The sequence below is a fragment of the Yersinia sp. KBS0713 genome (assembly GCF_005937895.2).
GTDB lineage: Bacteria > Pseudomonadota > Gammaproteobacteria > Enterobacterales > Enterobacteriaceae > Yersinia > Yersinia bercovieri.
In genome coordinates, this window is record NZ_CP042173.1 from 4,379,854 (window position 1) to 4,397,671 (window position 17,818).

A 17,818-nucleotide genomic window follows, 5' to 3' on the forward strand; every position below is an offset into this window, starting at 1 on the left:
ACATTCACGATACCAATGGCCCCGGCCGACGTTATTACTGGCAGCAAAGAGTCAATTTCTCTGTTGCCAAATAAGTTTGTCCGTCGTCCGTGGTCAGCACTGTACGCCAGCGTTTTTTGCGCTGGCGTATTGCTATTGCCATTATCCGTCAGTGCTGCCGATGCCCCTGCGACCGCGAAAACAGCAGAGAACAAAAACCAGCTGAAAACACTGCAGCAGGATATCGCCGAGAAAGAAAAAAGTGTTCAGCAACAAAAACAGCAACGCAGTTCATTGCTGGATCAGCTGAAACAGCAGGAGAATACCATTGCCCAGGCCAGTCGTAGCCTGCGTGACACCCAAGGTACTCTGACCACACTAGACAAAGAGATCGCCAGTCTCACCGCTTCAATTGCCAAATTGCAAAGCCAACAATCTCAGCAACAAAATATACTGTCTAAACAACTTGATGCCGCCTTTAAGCAAGGCCAGCACAGTGGTTTACAGCTTATTTTAAGTGGTGAAGAGAGTCAGCGTAGTGAGCGTATTTTGGCCTATTTCAGTTATCTCAATGAAGCCCGACAAAAATCCATTGAGGAGCTGCAACAGACCCGCGCGGATCTCTCGGCTGAGAAAAAGACGCTAGAACAGAAGCAAAATCAGCAAAAATCACTGCTAGATGAACAAAAAAACCAGCAACAGAAGCTGGAGCAGGCGCGCACTGCACGCAAAAAAACCCTAACCTCACTGGAAGCTTCGCTGGAAAAAGATCAGCAGGGTCTGGCGGAGTTAAAACTGAACGAATCACGTTTGCGCGATCAGATAGCTAAAGCAGAGCGGGAAGCCAAAGCCCGTGCTGAGCGGGAAGCGAAAGAAGCCGCCCGCGTGCGTGAACAGGTGAAAGCCAAAGAGCAACAAGCCAAGAAAACCGGCTCGAGCTATAAGCCGAGTGAAAGTGAGCGCTCATTAATGGCACGAACCGGTGGTCTCGGTCGCCCAGGTGGTCAAGCTGTCTGGCCGGTACGAGGTAACGTGACCCATCGCTTCGGTGAATCCTTGCAAGGGGAACTTCGCTGGAAAGGTATGGTTATCTCCGCGCCAGAGGGCAGCGAAGTCAAAGCGATAGCAGATGGACGAGTGCTGCTGGCAGACTGGCTACAAGGCTATGGGCTGGTCGTGGTGGTCGAGCACGGCAAAGGGGATATGAGTCTATACGGCTACAACCAGAGTGCGCTGGTCAATGTCGGTGCTCAAGTGAAAGCCGGTCAGCCGATAGCACTTGTTGGCACCAGCGGCGGTCAGGGTGAGCCATCACTCTATTTCGAAATTCGCCGTCAGGGGCAAGCTGTTAACCCACAACCTTGGTTAGGAAGATAGAGAACAACGTTAGGGAGCACCACCTATTGCGCTATTTCAACGCACGCCTATTTATCATCGTCAGCACCCTCGTGATCGCCAACGCCGCACAGGCGGGCAAACTTTCAATCGTGATTGATGACTTTGGTTATCGCCCCCAGAATGAAAACAAGGTGTTGCAGATGCCGCTGCCTATTTCAGTCGCTATCCTGCCTAATGCCCCCTACGCCCGAGAGATGGCTGTCAAAGCCCATAATCAAGGGCGTGAAATTCTGATTCACCTGCCCATGGCCCCCCTGAGCAAGCAGCCATTGGAGCGCGATACATTGCAGCCATCAATGAGTAGCGAAGAGATCCAGCGCATCATCCGCCAGGCGGTGAGTAATGTCCCTTATGCGAAGGGGATGAATAACCATATGGGCAGCGCGATGACCTCCAGTTTGCCGGGTATGCAGAGAGTGATGCAGGCGCTGGAACACTATCAGCTCTATTTCCTCGACAGTGTGACCATCGGCAATAGTCAAGCCAGCAGAGCCGCCGAAGGCACTGGCGTCAAAGTGATTAAGCGCAAAGTCTTTCTGGATGACTCACAAAATGAAGCCGCGATCCGCCAGCAGTTTAACCGCGCAGTAGAACTGGCGCGCCGAAATGGCTCCGCCATTGCTATCGGGCATCCCCATCCCGCTACCATTAAAGTGCTGCAACAGATGTTGCCTCAGTTGCCGTCTGACATTGTATTGGTCAGACCTAGCGCACTGCTGAATGAACCGGTAAACAATAATAGTGGCAGTGGCACGGTCTCACCGGGCAAGTCAAAACCGCGCGAACCGGCGAAAAATGATCGCCTGAAAGCCATCAAGCAGTGCAGTGCGAAAGCCAGCTATGTGCCTGAGAAAATCTACGCCGGCAGGATGTTTAGCGTCATTGGCGAGAGCTTGATGCAAAGTCCGGCTGTAAGCTTTATTCAGCGCTATTTTACCTCGTCAGCACCCATCGCGCCGGTTGATGAACCAAAAGTAGATGCACCAAAAATAGATATTCCAAAAGTGGAGAAGCCAAAAACGGATAACCCGTAATTGGCTAATAAAAAACGGAGCTGTCATTATCTGACAGCCCCGTTTTTAACTCTGCGGCTGCAAGGCCGAAGGCTATTTTAGTCCCAGCTTAATACTACCTTGCCCGACTTACCTGAACGCATAGCATCAAAGCCCTCCTGGAACTCATCAATGGAGAAACGGTGAGTGATGATCGGAGTTAAATCCAGGCCGGATTGAATCAATGCCGCCATTTTGTACCAGGTTTCGAACATCTCGCGGCCATAAATCCCTTTGATAAACAGCCCCTTGAATATCACCTGATTCCAGTCGATCGACATATCAGAAGGCGGTATTCCCAGCATTGCAATACGCCCGCCGTGATTCATTGAGTTAAGTAATGAACGGAATGCAGGCGGCGCACCTGACATCTCCAGGCCCACATCAAAACCTTCTGTCATGCCCAGCTCTGCCATCACATCATTCAGGTTCTCTTTGCTGACGTTAACCGCGCGCGTTACCCCCATTTTGCGCGCCAAATCCAAGCGGTACTCATTCACGTCAGTGATAACGACATGGCGAGCGCCCACATGCTTACAGACAGCAGCAGCCATGATACCAATAGGGCCTGCGCCAGAAACCAATACATCTTCGCCCACTAAATCAAAGGATAAGGCGGTATGCACGGCATTGCCGAAGGGGTCAAAAATGGCGGCTAACTCATCGGAAATATTGTCTGGGATCTTGAACGCATTAAAGGCCGGGATAACCAGGAACTCAGCAAAAGAGCCGGGGCGATTCACGCCCACACCCACTGTATTGCGGCACAAATGGGTACGACCGCCACGACAGTTACGGCAATGTCCGCAGGTGATATGGCCTTCGCCAGACACCCGGTCACCAATATTAAAGCCTTTCACTTCCTGACCAATGGCGACCACTTCACCCACATACTCATGGCCGACCACCATAGGCACCGGGATGGTTTTTTGCGACCATTCATCCCAGTTATAGATATGCACATCAGTGCCACAGATAGCGGTTTTGCGAATTTTGATCATGATGTCGTTGTGGCCCAGCTCTGGCTGCGGCACATCGGTCATCCAAATACCCTCTTCTGCTTTTAGCTTGGACAGTGCTTTCATGACATTCCTTACGCAATAACGTTAAGTTGCTTACCAATACGCACAAAGGCTTCGATAGCCCGCTCGACCTGCTCTGTCGTGTGGTCTGCCGACATCTGGGTGCGGATGCGAGCCTGACCTTTTGGCACCACCGGATAGAAGAAACCGGTGACGTAAATACCCTCTTTCAGCAGCGCGTTGGCAAACTCTTGCGCCAATGTCGCGTCACCCAGCATCACTGGGATAATAGCGTGGTCAGCACCGGCCAAGGTGAAACCGGCGGCACTCATTTTCTCGCGGAATAAGCGGGCATTCGCCCATAGACGATCGCGCAGTTCAGCACCATCCTCCAATAGCGATAACACTTCAATTGAAGCTGCAACAATTGCTGGCGCTAATGAGTTTGAGAACAGATAGGGCCGCGAACGCTGGCGCAACCACTCAACCACCTCTTTACTACCAGCGGTGTAACCACCTGATGCTCCGCCCAGCGCCTTACCCAAAGTACCAGTGATAATATCAACGCGGCCCATCACTTCGCAGTATTCATGCGTACCACGGCCATTAGCACCGACAAAGCCCACCGCATGGGAGTCATCGACCATCACCAATGCCTGATATTCATCTGCCAAATCACAGACGCCTTTCAGATTGGCGATCACCCCGTCCATGGAGAACACGCCGTCAGTGGCGATCATAATATGGCGCGCGCCCTCCGCTTTAGCTTGTTTTAGCTGTGCTTCCAGCTCGCTCATGTCATTGTTGGCATAGCGGTAACGCTTGGCTTTACATAACCGCACTCCATCAATGATGGAAGCGTGATTCAGCGCATCAGAAATAATGGCATCTTCTGGCCCCAGTAAGGTTTCGAACAAACCACCATTGGCATCAAAGCAAGAGGAGTAGAGAATGGCATCTTCCATGCCGAGGAAACTGGCGAGCTTCTGTTCAAGCTGTTTGTGTGTGTCTTGAGTGCCGCAGATAAAGCGCACTGAGGCCATGCCAAAGCCATGAGTATCCATGCCTTTTTTCGCCGCCGCAATCAGTCGCGGGTGGTTTGCCAAGCCCAAATAGTTATTGGCGCAGAAATTAATTACGCGATTCCCATCAGCGACAGAAATATCGGCTTGCTGGGCAGAAGTGATGATCCGTTCATTTTTATACAACCCTTCAGCACGGGTAGTTTTGAGTTGTTGTTCTAGTTGCTGATAAAACGGGTTTCTCTCACGAGGCAGGGACATTGGGTTATCTCCAGAATGGGCAGTTTCGCCTGACATTTTACTGCCTGACGAGTGAACTGACGAGTAACCTTGTCTTATATTGCAAAAAATGCAGCACATATCACGGTGAACAATCCTAAAGCAGCATAGAAAACGAGAGATTAACCCCCTTCCGGCTGTGCGCTATCCGATGAAATGTTATGATAACGCCAACTAGCGTGTCGGGTATTGTGCCCGACCAGGCAAATTAACAAGGGTGAATCTGATGATTATCGTCACTGGTGGTGCCGGCTTCATTGGCAGCAATATTGTTAAGGCACTGAATAATATTGGTTATAAAGATATTCTGGTCGTAGATAACCTGAAAGACGGCACTAAATTCGTCAATCTGGTTGATCTGGATATCGCGGATTACATGGATAAAGAAGATTTTGTTGCCAGTATTGTTGCCGGTGACGATATGGGTGACATTGACGCGATTTTCCACGAAGGTGCCTGCTCTTCCACCACCGAGTGGGATGGCAAGTATATGATGGATAACAACTATCAGTATTCAAAAGATATCTTGCACTTCTGCCTGGATCGCGGCATTCCATTCTTATACGCCTCTTCTGCGGCTACTTACGGCGGGCGCACTGATAACTTCATCGAAGATCGTCAGTACGAACAACCACTTAATGTTTATGGTTACTCCAAATTCTTATTCGACCAGTATGTGCGTGAGATCTTGCCGCAAGCTGATTCGCAGATTTGTGGCTTCCGTTATTTCAACGTTTATGGCCCACGTGAAAGCCATAAAGGCAGCATGGCCAGCGTTGCTTTCCACCTGAATAACCAAATTAATGCAGGGGAAAATCCTAAGTTGTTCTCCGGCAGTGAAAATTTCAAACGCGATTTCATCTATGTGGGTGATGTGGCTGACGTGAATCTGTGGTTCTGGCAAAACGGTGTATCCGGTATTTTCAACTGCGGTACTGGTCGTGCTGAATCTTTCCAGGCTGTCGCCGATGCGGTGGTGGATTTCCATCAAAGCGGGCCTGTGGAGTACATTGAATTCCCAGAAAAACTGAAAGGCCGCTATCAGGCATACACGCAAGCTGATCTCACTCATTTGCGTGCTGCCGGTTATGACAAGCCGTTCAAAACCGTCGCTGAAGGCGTCAAAGAATATCTGGCGTGGCTCAATCGCCCGATCTAAATTACTTGCTGCAAGGAATTGATAAACGGTATGAAAATACTGGTCATCGGCCCTTCTTGGGTTGGCGATATGATGATGTCGCAAAGTCTTTACCGCACCCTGAAGGCCGAATATCCGGCAGCAGATATTGATGTGATGGCCCCCGCGTGGTGCCGTCCGCTTTTGGCCAGAATGCCGGAAGTACGTCACGCCATCCCAATGCCATTAGGGCATGGCGCTTTTGCTTTTGAGGAGCGCCGCCGCTTGGGGCTGGCTTTACGTGAAACAGGCTATGATCGCGCCTATGTTCTACCAAATTCGTTCAAATCTGCCCTAATACCTTACTTTTCAGGAATTAAGCAACGTATTGGCTGGCGTGGCGAGATGCGCTATTTCTTGCTCAATGATATGCGTATTCTGGATAAAGAGGCCTTCCCCATGATGGTCCAGCGCTATGTTGCGCTGGCCTATGATAAAGAACGCGTCCAGTCGGCTGCTGATTTGCCGCAACCTTTGCTCTGGCCGCAATTACAGGTTCGCGACCAAGAGATCGCCGAAATCACGGCGTCATTTAATCTAACCGATAACCGACCCATTATTGGGTTCTGCCCCGGTGCTGAGTTTGGCCCAGCAAAACGCTGGCCACACTATCACTACGCCGCGCTGGCGCAGAAACTAATTGATGCGGGCTATCAAGTCGTCTTATTGGGTTCAGCGAAAGACAACGAAGCTGGCGAGGAGATCCGCCACTCTCTGGGCGACGATTCGCGCGAATATTGCCTCAATCTGGCGGGCCAGACATCGCTGGAACAAGCCGTCGTGCTGATTGCAGCCTGTAGCGCAGTGGTTAGCAATGACTCCGGTTTAATGCATGTCGCCGCCGCATTAAATAAGCCATTGGTCGCCTTATATGGCCCAAGCAGCCCAGATTTCACCCCACCACTGTCTGATAAAGCCACCATCATTCGCCTGATTACCGGCTATCAAAAAGTGCGCAAAGGCGATAGTGCACAGGGCTATCATCAAAGTTTGATTGATATCCAGCCAGAGCAAGTGATGGATGCGCTTGAGAAGCAGCTCGCTGCGCAAAAATGTTCCACCAAAGAGGGTGATTAATGCACGTATTGATCGTTAAAACCTCTTCAATGGGCGACGTTTTACATGCATTACCTGCGCTGACAGACGCCATGCAGGCCATTGCGGGTATTCGCTTTGATTGGGTGGTCGAAGAGGGTTTCAGCCAGATCCCCTCCTGGCACCCGGCGGTGGATAATGTGATCCCAGTGGCGATTCGCCGTTGGCGCAAAAACTGGTTTGGTACTGACACTCGGCAGGAGCGCTGTGATTTTAAACGTGTTGTGCAGCAGCGCAGTTATGATTTGGTGATCGATGCGCAGGGGCTGATTAAAAGTGCTGCGCTAATTACCCGCATCGCCAAGGGCGTCAAGCATGGCCCGGATTGCAAAAGCGCTCGCGAGCCATTTGCCAGTTGGTTCTATAACTGCCGCCATGAGATTGACCCCAAGCAACATGCGGTGGAGCGCACACGCCAGTTATTTGCCAAAAGTCTGGGTTATGACCTGCCAGAAAGTTATGGCGATTACGCCATCGCGCCCCGATTTTTAAGCCAGTTACCCGCTGATGCCGGTCAGTATCTGGTTTTCCTGCATGCAACCACTCGCGACAGTAAGCACTGGCCCGAAAGTCACTGGCGGCAACTCATTGATCTGATTGCCCCCACGGGGCTAAAAATCAAATTACCTTGGGGCGCAGAGCATGAGTATCAGCGCGCTTTGCGGCTAGCGGAGCACTCTCCTCATGTTGAGGTATTGCCTAAACTCAGCCTCCAACAGGTGGCTGAAGTGCTGGCGGGCGCAAAAGCAGTGGTGTCCGTTGACACTGGCCTTAGCCATCTAACCGCCGCACTCAGTCGCCCCAATATTACGCTGTACGGCCCGACCGACCCTGGCTTAATTGGTGGCTATGGCGAAAATCAAATTGCCGTTATTTCTGAGCAAAAAAGTATGGATACTATTACTGCTGAAACCATTATGACGCGATTAGAAACATTGATTTCATAAGTAATAATTACTTATTTCCCATCACGTAAACACGCTTAAAATTTCACCAGTCACTATTTATTCTGTAATAACAATCGGCTCTGGTAATTATCAGAGCCGATTGTTATCAGCTTTATGATTGTTAAACATGGCTAATTGGTTATTTAACTCATTGAGAAAATAGAATCACTCACATATTACGAATAATCCCATCTAAATTTCTCTGCTCACGCATGAAGAACGAAATACAATCCCAATAACACTTAAATTTCATTAATCCACAGCAACTCACTGAGTTAACGCCTAATGTCAGGTAAAAAAACTGCCACTAAAATGAACTGACAGCACCTATCACCAAATTTTTAACCGCCCACAGGCATTAATGAAAACCATTCTCATTACTAAATCTATTAAATCAACTTTTGTCCATTCACTTACTGAAATTGTTAAAATTCTATATTCTTTTTATGAATGGCATGGCCCTATTCTGGCTATCAGCCTGGCCCAGCCGAAAAGAGCCTTTCTTGCACAAATATGGTATTATTATTAGTAATCCATATAAATGAAATTGATAGAATGTTGCTGCGTTTATATCAGGTACTGCTCTACCTTATTCAACCTTTGATTTGGCTACGGTTGCTGTTACGTAGCCGTAAAGCCCCCGCTTATCGCAAGCGCTGGGGAGAACGTTATGGTTTTTGTGCCGGTAAAGTTGTCGCTGGCGGCATCATGCTGCATTCAGTTTCAGTCGGTGAGACACTGGCCGCGATTCCGTTAGTCAGGGCATTACGTCATCGCTATCCATCATTACCCATTACCGTGACCACCATGACCCCCACTGGCTCCGAACGGGTCCAGTCTGCTTTTGGTAAAGACGTTCACCACGTCTATCTGCCTTATGATCTTCCCGGTTCGGTGAACCGCTTCTTAGATCAGGTCAATCCTAAGCTGGTCATTATTATGGAAACAGAGCTGTGGCCAAACCTGATCAATGCACTGCATCGCCGTAAAATACCGCTGGTGATTGCCAATGCACGTCTATCTGCTCGCTCTGCCGCTGGCTACAAAAAAATCGGCAGTTTTATCCGTAATATGCTGCAACGCATCACGCTAATCGCCGCACAAAATCAAGAAGATGGTGATCGTTTCATCGAGCTGGGCCTCAGACGCTCACAACTGACAGTAACCGGTAGCCTGAAATTTGATATTTCTGTCACCCCTGAATTAGCCGCCAGAGCGGTGACATTACGCCGCCAATGGGCAGCGCATCGCCCGGTATGGATTGCCACCAGTACCCATGATGGCGAAGAAGCCATTTTGCTGGAAGCTCACCGCCAATTATTGCAACACTTCCCAACATTGCTGCTGATTTTGGTGCCACGGCACCCTGAACGCTTCCCGAAAGCGGTCGAGCTGACACAGAAAGCAGGGCTGAGTTACACATTACGCAGCAAAGGCGAAATCCCCTCAACCAGTACGCAGGTCGTGATTGGCGATACCATGGGTGAGTTGATGCTGTTGTACGGCATTGCCGATCTGGCCTTTGTGGGCGGTAGTCTGGTTGAACGTGGTGGCCATAATCCGCTGGAGGCAGCGGCCCATGCAATACCGGTGCTGATGGGGCCACATACATTTAACTTTAAAGATATCTGTGCCAAGCTGGAACAGGCTGAGGGGCTGATCACCGTCACCGATACCTTATCGCTGGTGAAAGAGGTAACCATGCTGCTAACTGATGAAGATTGCCGCCTCTATTATGGCCGCCACGCGGTTGACGTGCTGCATGAAAATCAGGGCGCACTACAACGGCTATTACACTTGCTGGAGCCTTATCTACCGCAACGGAGCCACTAATGAGTGCAAAAAAACGCCTGTCAGTTGTGATGATTACCAAGAATGAAGCCTCACTGCTGGCAGATTGTTTGGCATCCATTAGCTGGGCTGATGAAATAGTCGTCTTAGATTCAGGCAGTGAAGATAACACCGTCGCACTGGCCCAGCAGTATGGCGCTAAAGTGCATAGCAACACGGAGTGGCCAGGTTATGGCAAACAGCGGCAATTAGCCCAACAATATGCCAGTGGCGATTATATTCTGATGCTGGATGCTGATGAACGTGTTACCCCTGAGCTAAAAGCCGCAATTGAGACCGTGCTATTGGCCCCCGAAGAGGGCGCTGTTTATAGCTGCGCACGGCGGAATCTGTTTTTAGGCCGCTTTATGCGCCATAGCGGCTGGTATCCGGATAGAGTCACCCGGTTATATCCGCACCACCAATTCCGTTACAACGACGATTTAGTTCATGAATCACTAGCCAGTGGCTATGCCAAAGTTATTCCGTTGGCGGGCGATTTGCTGCATCTAACTTGCCGCGACTTCTTTACTTTTCAACGTAAACAGCTCAATTACGCTGAAGCATGGGCGACTCAACGCTATCAACAAGGTAAAAGTTGCAGTTATTTTTCAATTCTTAGCCATACTCTTGGGGCATTCTGTAAGACATGGTTATTCCGTGCCGGTTTCCTCGATGGTCAACAGGGGTTCTTGCTCGCGGTGGTAAACGCACAATATACCTTTAATAAATATGCGGCCCTGTGGGCATTGAGCCATCAACATCAGAAAAGCGAGAATTCATGACCACTAAAGCCATCTATCCCGGGACGTTTGATCCAATGACTAATGGGCATTTGGACTTAGTGACACGGGCCTCCATGATGTTCAGCCATGTGATTCTGGCTATCGCCGACAGTTCCAGCAAAAAACCGATGTTTACCCTCGACGAACGGGTCGCATTGGCAAAGCAAGTGACTGCGCCACTTAAGAATGTTGAAGTGCTAGGGTTCAGTGAACTGATGGCGGAGTTTGCCAAAAAGAATAATGCGAATATTTTAGTGCGGGGATTACGTTCGGTCTCAGATTTCGAGTATGAGTGGCAACTGGCAAATATGAACCGCCACTTGATGCCAAAACTGGAGAGTGTATTTCTGATGCCATCAGAAAAATGGTCGTTTATCTCCTCTTCTCTGGTAAAGGAAGTGGCGCGCCACGGTGGTGATATTACCCCCTTCCTTCCAGCACCAGTAACTAAGGCGCTGCTGGCTAAACTGGCTTAACCATCGGCTCATTCAAAGCAATTAATTTTGGCAGTGGCGGCAAAAAAAGGTGCTACGCTGCCCATGTTTCGCGATTTCAATCAGTTGCCCACAGCGGCGGCATGGCTCTCCCGCCCGTCCATATACCTGCAACTCTTGCGCAAAGTAACCCGGTTTACCGTCTGACTGCAAAAAGTCGCGTAGTGTGGTACCACCCTGCTCGATGGAGTGCAATAACACCGCTTTTATCGTTGCAACCAGTAGCGAAATCTCAGCTTGCGTCAAGGAGCCAGCGGCACGATCAGGCAAAATACCGGCAGCAAACAGAGATTCACTGGCGTAGATATTGCCAACCCCAACGACCACTTTGTTATCCATCAACCACGGCTTAACCAATGTGCGTTTATTACGTGATTTATCAAACAAGTATTGAGGGTTAAATTCGTCGTTCAGCGGCTCTGGGCCTAAATGTGCCAGTACGTTACTGGTTTCAAGGTCTGTCGCCCATAACCAGGCCCCAAAGCGGCGTGGGTCGGTATAACGCAATATTTTGCCATTGCTGATCACCAAATCGACATGATCATGTTTTCCCGCTGCGGTCTCTTCAGGCAAAACGCGTAAGCTGCCCGACATCCCCAAATGCACAATAATCCAGCCGGTGGGGAGTTCTAGCAGTAAATACTTAGCCCGACGCCGAACACTCAGTACCGGCTGGTCGCTAAGTGCCAAAATTTCATCGGATACCGGCCAGCGCAAGCGGGCATTTCTGACCACCGCATATAAAATCGTCTGGCCGACAAGATAGGGTTCGATCCCGCGGCGGCTGGTTTCAACTTCTGGTAATTCAGGCATCAATCCTCCCTTCGTGGTATCTCACTGTACTTTATATAATAAAAAACCCGGCCGAGGCCGGGTTTTCTTAATCCACTAAAATTACTTAATTTTAGCTTCTTTGTAGATCACGTGTTGACGGACAACTGGATCGAATTTCTTCAGTTCCAATTTTTCCGGCTTAGTACGCTTGTTCTTCGTAGTGGTATAGAAGTGACCAGTACCAGCAGAAGAAACCAGCTTGATCTTCTCGCGAACACCTTTAGCCATGATTCAGTTCCTTAATACTTCTCACCGCGGGTACGAAGTTCGGCCAAGACCGTTTCAATACCCTTCTTATCAATAACACGCATACCTTTAGCAGATACACGCAGAGTTACAAAGCGCTTCTCGCCCTCAACCCAAAAACGGTGAGAGTGAAGGTTCGGCAGAAAACGGCGTTTGGTCGCGTTCATTGCGTGGGAACGGTTGTTACCGCTCACCGGGCGCTTGCCAGTAACTTGGCAGACTCGGGACATGTCTATTCTCCAAAAATCAAATCAGCTCGAGCTTCGTATAGGATTTGGCCGCCTCGTCAGGCTTTAGAGCCCATCTCAGCAAATTCACTGAGAAGACTCACTGTCATCAGGTCAGAAACCCCTGTCACCAGGTTATAAACCTGCTGAGATAGGCTCTTCACGCCAAACCCAAGATTCTCAAAGGTGGCGTAGTATACGCTCTGAAGCGTAAGTGCTCAAGTCCCGAACAGCTAAAGATCCTAAAAGGATCAATTATTATTTCACTAAAGCCATCCGCGTTCAGCAAATGAGACACATTCACCCCGACCGACTACCAAATGATCGAGTACCCGAATATCTAATAATGAACAGGCTTTTATCACCTGCTGCGTCATCAAACGGTCGGCTTGACTCGGTTCAGCTCGCCCCGAAGGGTGATTATGCGCCAGAATCAGCGCGGCGGCATTCGCCTTCAGCGCTTCACGCACAATTTCTCTCGGATGGACCTCAACGCTGCTGATGGTACCAGTAAACATCTCTTCATGGCGAATAACACGATGCTGATTATCCAAAAACATGACTAAAAAAATCTCACGCTCACGGTGAGAGAGAATATTTTGCAGAAAATGCTGTGTGACCTCGGGATTAAGCAGGACACTTTCTTGCATCAAATGCGATGAAAAACAGCGATTGGCCAGCTCCGCAATCGCCTGAATCTGACTGTATTTTGATGCGCCAATCCCCTTTTGGGCGCATAACGTCTGATAATCCGCAGACATCAGCCCATGCAGCGAGCCGAAGGTTTCAATCAAATATTCCGCCATCTTCATGACATGCATCCCCGGAATACCGGTGCGCAGAAAAAGAGCGAGCAATTCGGCATCTGATAGCACAGAGGCACCATATTTTAGTAATTTTTCTCTTGGGGCGCTCTGCCCATACCACTCATCCATCCCCTGGCTCCTGTAATCCCCAAACAGCGCGGACAGCATGACAGAAGGTTTTATGCTCTGCGACGCCATGATTAACAGCATGCGTAACGTCTCGCAAATTTGATGATTGATGGCATCAGGAGATGCCCTGATAGCTAATCTGCGCAGCTGTTATGCTAAAATATCGTCTCTTACAGCTTTCATTCGGACAATCATGATGACGGGACTCTCCGGCAAACATATTGTGCTCGGGATTAGTGGCGGTATCGCCGCCTACAAATCACCTGAGCTGGTACGCCGCTTACGTGATAGAGGCGCGGATGTGCGGGTGGTGATGACCGCTGCCGCCAAAGCGTTCATTACGCCACTCACACTGCAGGCAGTCTCGGGTTATCCCGTCTCTGATGATTTACTCGATCCTGCGGCAGAAGCTGCTATGGGCCATATTGAGCTAGGTAAATGGGCTGATTTAGTGATTATGGCTCCCGCTACTGCCGATTTGCTGGCCAGAGTCGCTGCGGGCATGGCAAATGACCTGCTGACCACGGTTTGCCTGGCAACTTCGGCACCTGTCGCGGCAGTACCCGCCATGAATCAACAGATGTACCGTGCCACCGCAACTCAAGCGAACTTACAGACCCTCGCTAACCGTGGAGTGCTATTGTGGGGGCCTGACAGTGGCAGTCAGGCTTGCGGTGATATCGGGCCAGGTAGAATGTTAGACCCGCTGGAAATCGTCGCTCTGGCACATGATCATTTTTCTGCAAAACAAGACCTGCAACATTTGAGTGTCATGATTACCGCAGGACCAACACGTGAAGCACTTGATCCAGTTCGCTTTATCAGCAACCAAAGTTCCGGCAAGATGGGATTCGCCATTGCGCAGGCAGCCGCCGCAAGAGGGGCGAAGGTGACGTTAGTTGCGGGGCCGGTAAATCTCCCAACGCCCGCAGGGGTTGACCGTATTGATGTTGTCAGTGCGCTTGAAATGCAGCAAGCCGTTCAGAATTTAGCCGCCCAGCAGAATATTTTTATTTCTTGTGCTGCGGTAGCAGATTACCGCGCTGAGCAAATTTCTGACGAGAAAATAAAAAAGCAGGGCGATGAAATTACCCTTAAGTTAGTGAAAAACCCAGACATTGTGGCTGGGGTAGCCTCAATGGCTAAAAATCGTCCATTTGTGGTTGGATTTGCTGCCGAAACCCAGAATGTGGAAGAATACGCGCGACAAAAACTAGCGCGAAAGAGTCTGGATCTTATTTGCGCTAATGATGTATCGCTCGCAGAGCATGGTTTTAACAGTGATACCAATGCCTTGCACCTTTTTTGGCCGGCTGGAGAGAAACGTTTACCGCTCAGCGATAAGCACCTCCTCAGTCAGCGTTTAATAGACGAGATTGTCAGCCGTTATGATGAAAAAAATCGACATTAAAATTCTGGACCCACGTGTTGGCAATGAATTTCCGCTACCAACCTATGCAACCGAAGGTTCTGCTGGGCTAGATTTACGTGCCTGTCTGGATGAATCAGTGAATTTACTGCCGGGTCAAACCACATTATTACCGACAGGTTTAGCAATACATATCGCCGATAACGCACTGGCGGCAGTGATTCTGCCTCGCTCTGGGTTAGGACATAAACACGGCGTAGTATTAGGTAATCTGGTTGGGTTGATTGATTCCGACTATCAGGGGCAGTTGATGGTGTCAGTCTGGAACCGTGGCCAGCAGCCTTTCACTATCGAACCCGGTGAGCGTATCGCCCAGATGGTGTTTGTTCCTGTTGTACAAGCAGAATTCAATCTGGTTGAAGATTTTGACCTGAGTGAACGTGGTACTGGTGGTTTTGGTCATTCTGGGCGCCAATAACCTACCCTAGACCTCAATACCGTAAAAAAGCTATCACATAAGCCGCCGGGGCTTGGTACCCAGTGCGGCCGGTATTGGGGTTTTTGTTATTAAGTCATTTTTAGCAAGGGTCTACTCGGACATGGCAGAAAAAGAAAATACCAAAAGGAATAGGCGCGAGGAAATTTTGCAGGCTTTAGCGCAGATGCTGGAATCTAGCGATGGTAGCCAACGCATAACTACCGCCAAACTCGCCGCCAATGTGGGGGTGTCTGAAGCCGCGCTTTATCGGCATTTCCCCAGTAAAACGAGGATGTTTGATAGCCTGATCGAGTTTATTGAAGATAGTTTGATGTCCCGCATAAATTTGATTCTGCAAGATGAGAAAGAGACGTTCAATCGCCTCCGCTTGATCCTGTTACTGGTATTAGGGTTCGCGGAGCGTAACCCAGGGCTAACCCGAATTATGACTGGACATGCACTGATGTTTGAACAAGATCGCCTGCAAGGCCGGATTAACCAGCTGTTTGAGCGTATTGAAGTCCAACTGCGTCAGGTTCTGCGCGAGAAAAAGCTGCGCGATGGGCAAGGTTTTATCCATGATGAGGCTCTGCTGGCAACACAGTTGCTAGCCTTTTGTGAAGGGATGCTGTCGCGCTTTGTTCGTTCTGAATTCCGCTATCGGCCAACACAAGAGTTTGATGCCCGCTGGCCGCTGATTGTCGCTCAGTTGCAGTAGCTCGGTTGCAGTCACTTTGTTGCGCTAGAGATTGTTCAAGATGGGGCCATGACTGGCCCCGTGAGGAAAAGCGCCGAGCAGATAGACCCTGGGAAGCCATTGCTCGGCACTTTTCCCAACAACGACCCCAGCACGGGCCGTCATTGGGACTATTTACGACCGTTCGGTTGCAGCTTTTCACCTACATTGAGCAAGAACAGCTCATTATCGCGGGTTGAAATCCGCGCTGAACCATCATCCATTCGGTAAGCTCCCTCAGTAAAGCCAGCACCATTCAGGAAAGGGGCAACGGCTTGTGGCTTATTGCGCAGTGAAGCTTCCAGCGCCAGTAAAGCGTAAGGCTCGATAGCATCGACATCGGCATATTGACGATCCGGAGAGGCCATAAAGAAGCCGTTGATGTAGCGGGTTTTAATAATGTTATCGCCGATTTTCTCTGCCAATAACCGGTAGTCAGCAACCTGACTGGCATTGTAGAGGTCCAGCAACGCAAACAGGGCATAGGGATCACTGTTGGTGGTATCCAGCTTAATTTTCATCGCCTTACCTGGAGCGGTGCCAATATCACCTAGCCCCTGATCACTGGCAATACCGCGTGCCACTTTCCACAATAACGGATCGTTATCAATGGCGTAGGCACGAGCATACGAGATCAGGAATTCGTTACCTGCTTTGTACGGCTTAATCACCGTGCCTTTTTTGCCGTAATATCCATCACGTGGCAGCGTGTAATTTGATAAGTCCTGTCCATTGGCAATCATCGGACGGAAAGTATTGTCCTGATCGTTATAAGCATATTTGGCGAACGCTTTTAGGCCATCTACCGTCCATTGCTGTAAATCCTGCCCTTGAGCACCCAAATCCTTACCCAGTTGCAACTGCATCAGCGCATTTTCAGAGTAAAGCGTGCTGGTACGCCCTTTGAGCATCATATTGCCCTCCAGCGCGCTGGGGCCAAACTCAGGCCCGAACTGGCGTTGTGCGCGGTCACCAAACTTGGAGTGCGTATCAGCATCATCCGTTGGCTCTTCGCGTTTCAGAGCTTGGGTAAACTGATAGACCCCCAGACCCGTTTTAGCATCACGGGGCAACACATATTGGTCTGCCAGACGCTTAGCCCACACCAATGCCCCTTGATCCTGCTGATGTTTGTAGAGCAGTGAAGCTGAATAGATCAGGTCATTACCCGCATTGAGGAAACTCAGCCCTTTGGTGGCAAAGAAAGGTGGCTGTTGCTCGAATTTACTCTCCCACAACTCCCCCATCTTCTTGCCATATTCACCGTGGCGGCTGGTTTCAAGAATGCGCCAGTCATAGACATGGGCGTTCCAGAAGCCACGAATAAAGCGGGCGGTGGCATCGCGGTCGACGCTGAACATTAGGTCATAGTAGGGATAGGCATTTTTCAGCTCATGCACCATCTCTTTTTCACTCGGCCCTTCGGGTTGCAGTGTTTTCAGATCAACAAAACGGTGACCGCCCCAGTAGAGTAAGCCACTTGGGTCTTGATAATTCTGGAAGTGGTAGCGGACGATATCTTCAGCACGCTGTTGATAGCGATTATCGCCACTCAACTGGCTCAGACCACTCATGACTCGCATCAGGTTTTGTTGCGCGGAGAAGTTTGATAACACGGCCCGACGGCCATCGGGGAAAATCCATTCCAACTGCTGTCCGGTACGGGGGTCAACACCATCTGCCAGTAACGGGCTGGGCTTATCACCGTGATAAGTATCCGACGCTTTGCTCAACACATTATCGACATACTGCTTTACCACCGTCAGGCGATCAGCATCTGCTGCTTGCCCGGCGGGTATATATAACGTCGCCAGCGCAGCCATACTCAAAAATAATGCTCTTTTTTTCATTACTTTTTTACCTGTCAAAAATCGTTATGGTGAGGTGTGACCCCAGAGATCAGAATCTGATGA

At 49.8% G+C, this 17,818-nt stretch carries 18 protein-coding genes; 11 read left to right on the forward strand and 7 right to left on the reverse strand.

All coding sequences use genetic code 11. The features are described from left to right. Window positions 1–15: 15 nt before the first annotated feature. Together envC and FFE93_RS20740 are read left to right on the forward strand one after the other, a co-directional pair. Window positions 16–1,356: a murein hydrolase activator EnvC gene (envC, locus tag FFE93_RS20735; protein WP_005273654.1), complete on the forward strand. Its 1,341-nt coding sequence runs from the start codon at window positions 16–18 to the stop codon at window positions 1,354–1,356. Window positions 1,357–1,382: 26 nt separating this feature from the next. Beyond that, on the forward strand, window positions 1,383–2,411 hold the full coding sequence (locus FFE93_RS20740) for a divergent polysaccharide deacetylase family protein (RefSeq protein WP_138775926.1): 1,029 nt from the start codon (window positions 1,383–1,385) through the stop codon (window positions 2,409–2,411). A gap of 77 nt (window positions 2,412–2,488) precedes the next feature. Here FFE93_RS20740 and tdh read toward each other — a convergent pair whose 3' ends face one another. Together tdh and kbl are read right to left on the reverse strand one after the other, a co-directional pair. Next, window positions 2,489–3,514: an L-threonine 3-dehydrogenase gene (tdh, locus tag FFE93_RS20745; protein WP_005273661.1), complete on the reverse strand. Its 1,026-nt coding sequence runs from the start codon at window positions 3,512–3,514 to the stop codon at window positions 2,489–2,491. Window positions 3,515–3,522: 8 nt separating this feature from the next. Then, window positions 3,523–4,734, reverse strand: a complete 1,212-nt coding sequence (kbl, locus tag FFE93_RS20750) for a glycine C-acetyltransferase (RefSeq protein WP_138775928.1) — start codon at window positions 4,732–4,734, stop codon at window positions 3,523–3,525. Window positions 4,735–4,978: 244 nt separating this feature from the next. Here kbl and rfaD point away from each other — a divergent pair, with 244 nt between their 5' ends. From rfaD to coaD, 6 genes are all read left to right on the forward strand, one after another. Next, the gene (gene rfaD, locus FFE93_RS20755) at window positions 4,979–5,911 is read left to right on the forward strand and encodes an ADP-glyceromanno-heptose 6-epimerase (RefSeq protein WP_049602811.1); all 933 of its coding nucleotides are present in this window, start codon (window positions 4,979–4,981) and stop codon (window positions 5,909–5,911) included. 30 nt (window positions 5,912–5,941) lie between these two features. Then, window positions 5,942–7,006: an ADP-heptose--LPS heptosyltransferase RfaF gene (gene rfaF, locus FFE93_RS20760; RefSeq protein ID WP_005273667.1), complete on the forward strand. Its 1,065-nt coding sequence runs from the start codon at window positions 5,942–5,944 to the stop codon at window positions 7,004–7,006. Next, complete coding sequence (gene rfaC, locus FFE93_RS20765; protein WP_138775930.1) at window positions 7,006–7,971, forward strand: lipopolysaccharide heptosyltransferase RfaC; 966 nt, start codon at window positions 7,006–7,008, stop codon at window positions 7,969–7,971. Before rfaF ends, rfaC begins: the two co-directional genes overlap by 1 nt. 555 nt (window positions 7,972–8,526) lie before the next feature. Beyond that, entirely contained in the window at window positions 8,527–9,804 is a 1,278-nt protein-coding gene (gene waaA, locus FFE93_RS20770; RefSeq protein ID WP_032897618.1) for a lipid IV(A) 3-deoxy-D-manno-octulosonic acid transferase, read from the forward strand. Continuing rightward, the gene (locus FFE93_RS20775) at window positions 9,804–10,586 is read left to right on the forward strand and encodes a glycosyltransferase family 2 protein (protein ID WP_032897620.1); all 783 of its coding nucleotides are present in this window, start codon (window positions 9,804–9,806) and stop codon (window positions 10,584–10,586) included. The genes waaA and FFE93_RS20775 overlap by 1 nt, the downstream gene beginning before the upstream one ends. Further along, window positions 10,583–11,062: a pantetheine-phosphate adenylyltransferase gene (coaD, locus tag FFE93_RS20780; RefSeq protein WP_049602814.1), complete on the forward strand. Its 480-nt coding sequence runs from the start codon at window positions 10,583–10,585 to the stop codon at window positions 11,060–11,062. Before FFE93_RS20775 ends, coaD begins: the two co-directional genes overlap by 4 nt. Before the next feature lie 21 nt (window positions 11,063–11,083). On the opposite strand, the gene mutM is transcribed toward coaD, so the two are convergent. The 4 genes from mutM to radC form a co-directional block, all read right to left on the reverse strand. Then, window positions 11,084–11,893, reverse strand: a complete 810-nt coding sequence (gene mutM, locus FFE93_RS20785; RefSeq protein WP_005273673.1) for a bifunctional DNA-formamidopyrimidine glycosylase/DNA-(apurinic or apyrimidinic site) lyase — start codon at window positions 11,891–11,893, stop codon at window positions 11,084–11,086. Between the two features lie 81 nt (window positions 11,894–11,974). Beyond that, entirely contained in the window at window positions 11,975–12,142 is a 168-nt protein-coding gene (gene rpmG, locus FFE93_RS20790) for a 50S ribosomal protein L33 (RefSeq protein ID WP_004392084.1), read from the reverse strand. Window positions 12,143–12,153: 11 nt separating this feature from the next. Next, entirely contained in the window at window positions 12,154–12,390 is a 237-nt protein-coding gene (gene rpmB / locus FFE93_RS20795; protein WP_019213058.1) for a 50S ribosomal protein L28, read from the reverse strand. Between the two features lie 263 nt (window positions 12,391–12,653). Further along, complete coding sequence (gene radC / locus FFE93_RS20805) at window positions 12,654–13,322, reverse strand: RadC family protein (RefSeq protein WP_032897627.1); 669 nt, start codon at window positions 13,320–13,322, stop codon at window positions 12,654–12,656. A gap of 193 nt (window positions 13,323–13,515) precedes the next feature. Here radC and coaBC point away from each other — a divergent pair, with 193 nt between their 5' ends. The 3 genes from coaBC (at window position 13,516) to slmA (ending at window position 15,887) form a co-directional block, all read left to right on the forward strand. Next, a complete protein-coding gene (coaBC, locus tag FFE93_RS20810) occupies window positions 13,516–14,733 on the forward strand; it encodes a bifunctional phosphopantothenoylcysteine decarboxylase/phosphopantothenate--cysteine ligase CoaBC (RefSeq protein ID WP_005273680.1) in 1,218 nt (405 codons plus the stop codon). Continuing rightward, a complete protein-coding gene (gene dut, locus FFE93_RS20815) occupies window positions 14,711–15,169 on the forward strand; it encodes a dUTP diphosphatase (protein WP_032897629.1) in 459 nt (152 codons plus the stop codon). Before coaBC ends, dut begins: the two co-directional genes overlap by 23 nt. A gap of 121 nt (window positions 15,170–15,290) precedes the next feature. Next, window positions 15,291–15,887 carry a nucleoid occlusion factor SlmA gene (slmA, locus tag FFE93_RS20820; RefSeq protein WP_004714376.1) on the forward strand — a complete coding sequence of 199 codons (597 nt, stop codon included), beginning with the start codon at window positions 15,291–15,293 and terminating at the stop codon, window positions 15,885–15,887. Window positions 15,888–16,036: 149 nt separating this feature from the next. Here slmA and FFE93_RS20825 read toward each other — a convergent pair whose 3' ends face one another. Continuing rightward, entirely contained in the window at window positions 16,037–17,755 is a 1,719-nt protein-coding gene (locus FFE93_RS20825; RefSeq protein ID WP_032897631.1) for a pectate lyase, read from the reverse strand. Window positions 17,756–17,818: the final 63 nt, after the last annotated feature.

Coding starts and splice junctions, on each gene's coding strand:
- envC (WP_005273654.1), top strand. CDS start 16: ATGGCCCCGGCCGACGTTATTACTGGCAGCAAAGAGTCAATTTCTCTG.
- tdh (WP_005273661.1), bottom strand. CDS start 3,514: ATGAAAGCACTGTCCAAGCTAAAAGCAGAAGAGGGTATTTGGATGACC.
- kbl (WP_138775928.1), bottom strand. CDS start 4,734: ATGTCCCTGCCTCGTGAGAGAAACCCGTTTTATCAGCAACTAGAACAA.
- rfaD (WP_049602811.1), top strand. CDS start 4,979: ATGATTATCGTCACTGGTGGTGCCGGCTTCATTGGCAGCAATATTGTT.
- rfaF (WP_005273667.1), top strand. CDS start 5,942: ATGAAAATACTGGTCATCGGCCCTTCTTGGGTTGGCGATATGATGATG.
- rfaC (WP_138775930.1), top strand. CDS start 7,006: ATGCACGTATTGATCGTTAAAACCTCTTCAATGGGCGACGTTTTACAT.
- waaA (WP_032897618.1), top strand. CDS start 8,527: ATGTTGCTGCGTTTATATCAGGTACTGCTCTACCTTATTCAACCTTTG.
- FFE93_RS20775 (WP_032897620.1), top strand. CDS start 9,804: ATGAGTGCAAAAAAACGCCTGTCAGTTGTGATGATTACCAAGAATGAA.
- coaD (WP_049602814.1), top strand. CDS start 10,583: ATGACCACTAAAGCCATCTATCCCGGGACGTTTGATCCAATGACTAAT.
- mutM (WP_005273673.1), bottom strand. CDS start 11,893: ATGCCTGAATTACCAGAAGTTGAAACCAGCCGCCGCGGGATCGAACCC.
- rpmG (WP_004392084.1), bottom strand. CDS start 12,142: ATGGCTAAAGGTGTTCGCGAGAAGATCAAGCTGGTTTCTTCTGCTGGT.
- rpmB (WP_019213058.1), bottom strand. CDS start 12,390: ATGTCCCGAGTCTGCCAAGTTACTGGCAAGCGCCCGGTGAGCGGTAAC.
- radC (WP_032897627.1), bottom strand. CDS start 13,322: ATGGATGAGTGGTATGGGCAGAGCGCCCCAAGAGAAAAATTACTAAAA.
- coaBC (WP_005273680.1), top strand. CDS start 13,516: ATGATGACGGGACTCTCCGGCAAACATATTGTGCTCGGGATTAGTGGC.
- dut (WP_032897629.1), top strand. CDS start 14,711: ATGATGAAAAAAATCGACATTAAAATTCTGGACCCACGTGTTGGCAAT.
- slmA (WP_004714376.1), top strand. CDS start 15,291: ATGGCAGAAAAAGAAAATACCAAAAGGAATAGGCGCGAGGAAATTTTG.
- FFE93_RS20825 (WP_032897631.1), bottom strand. CDS start 17,755: ATGAAAAAAAGAGCATTATTTTTGAGTATGGCTGCGCTGGCGACGTTA.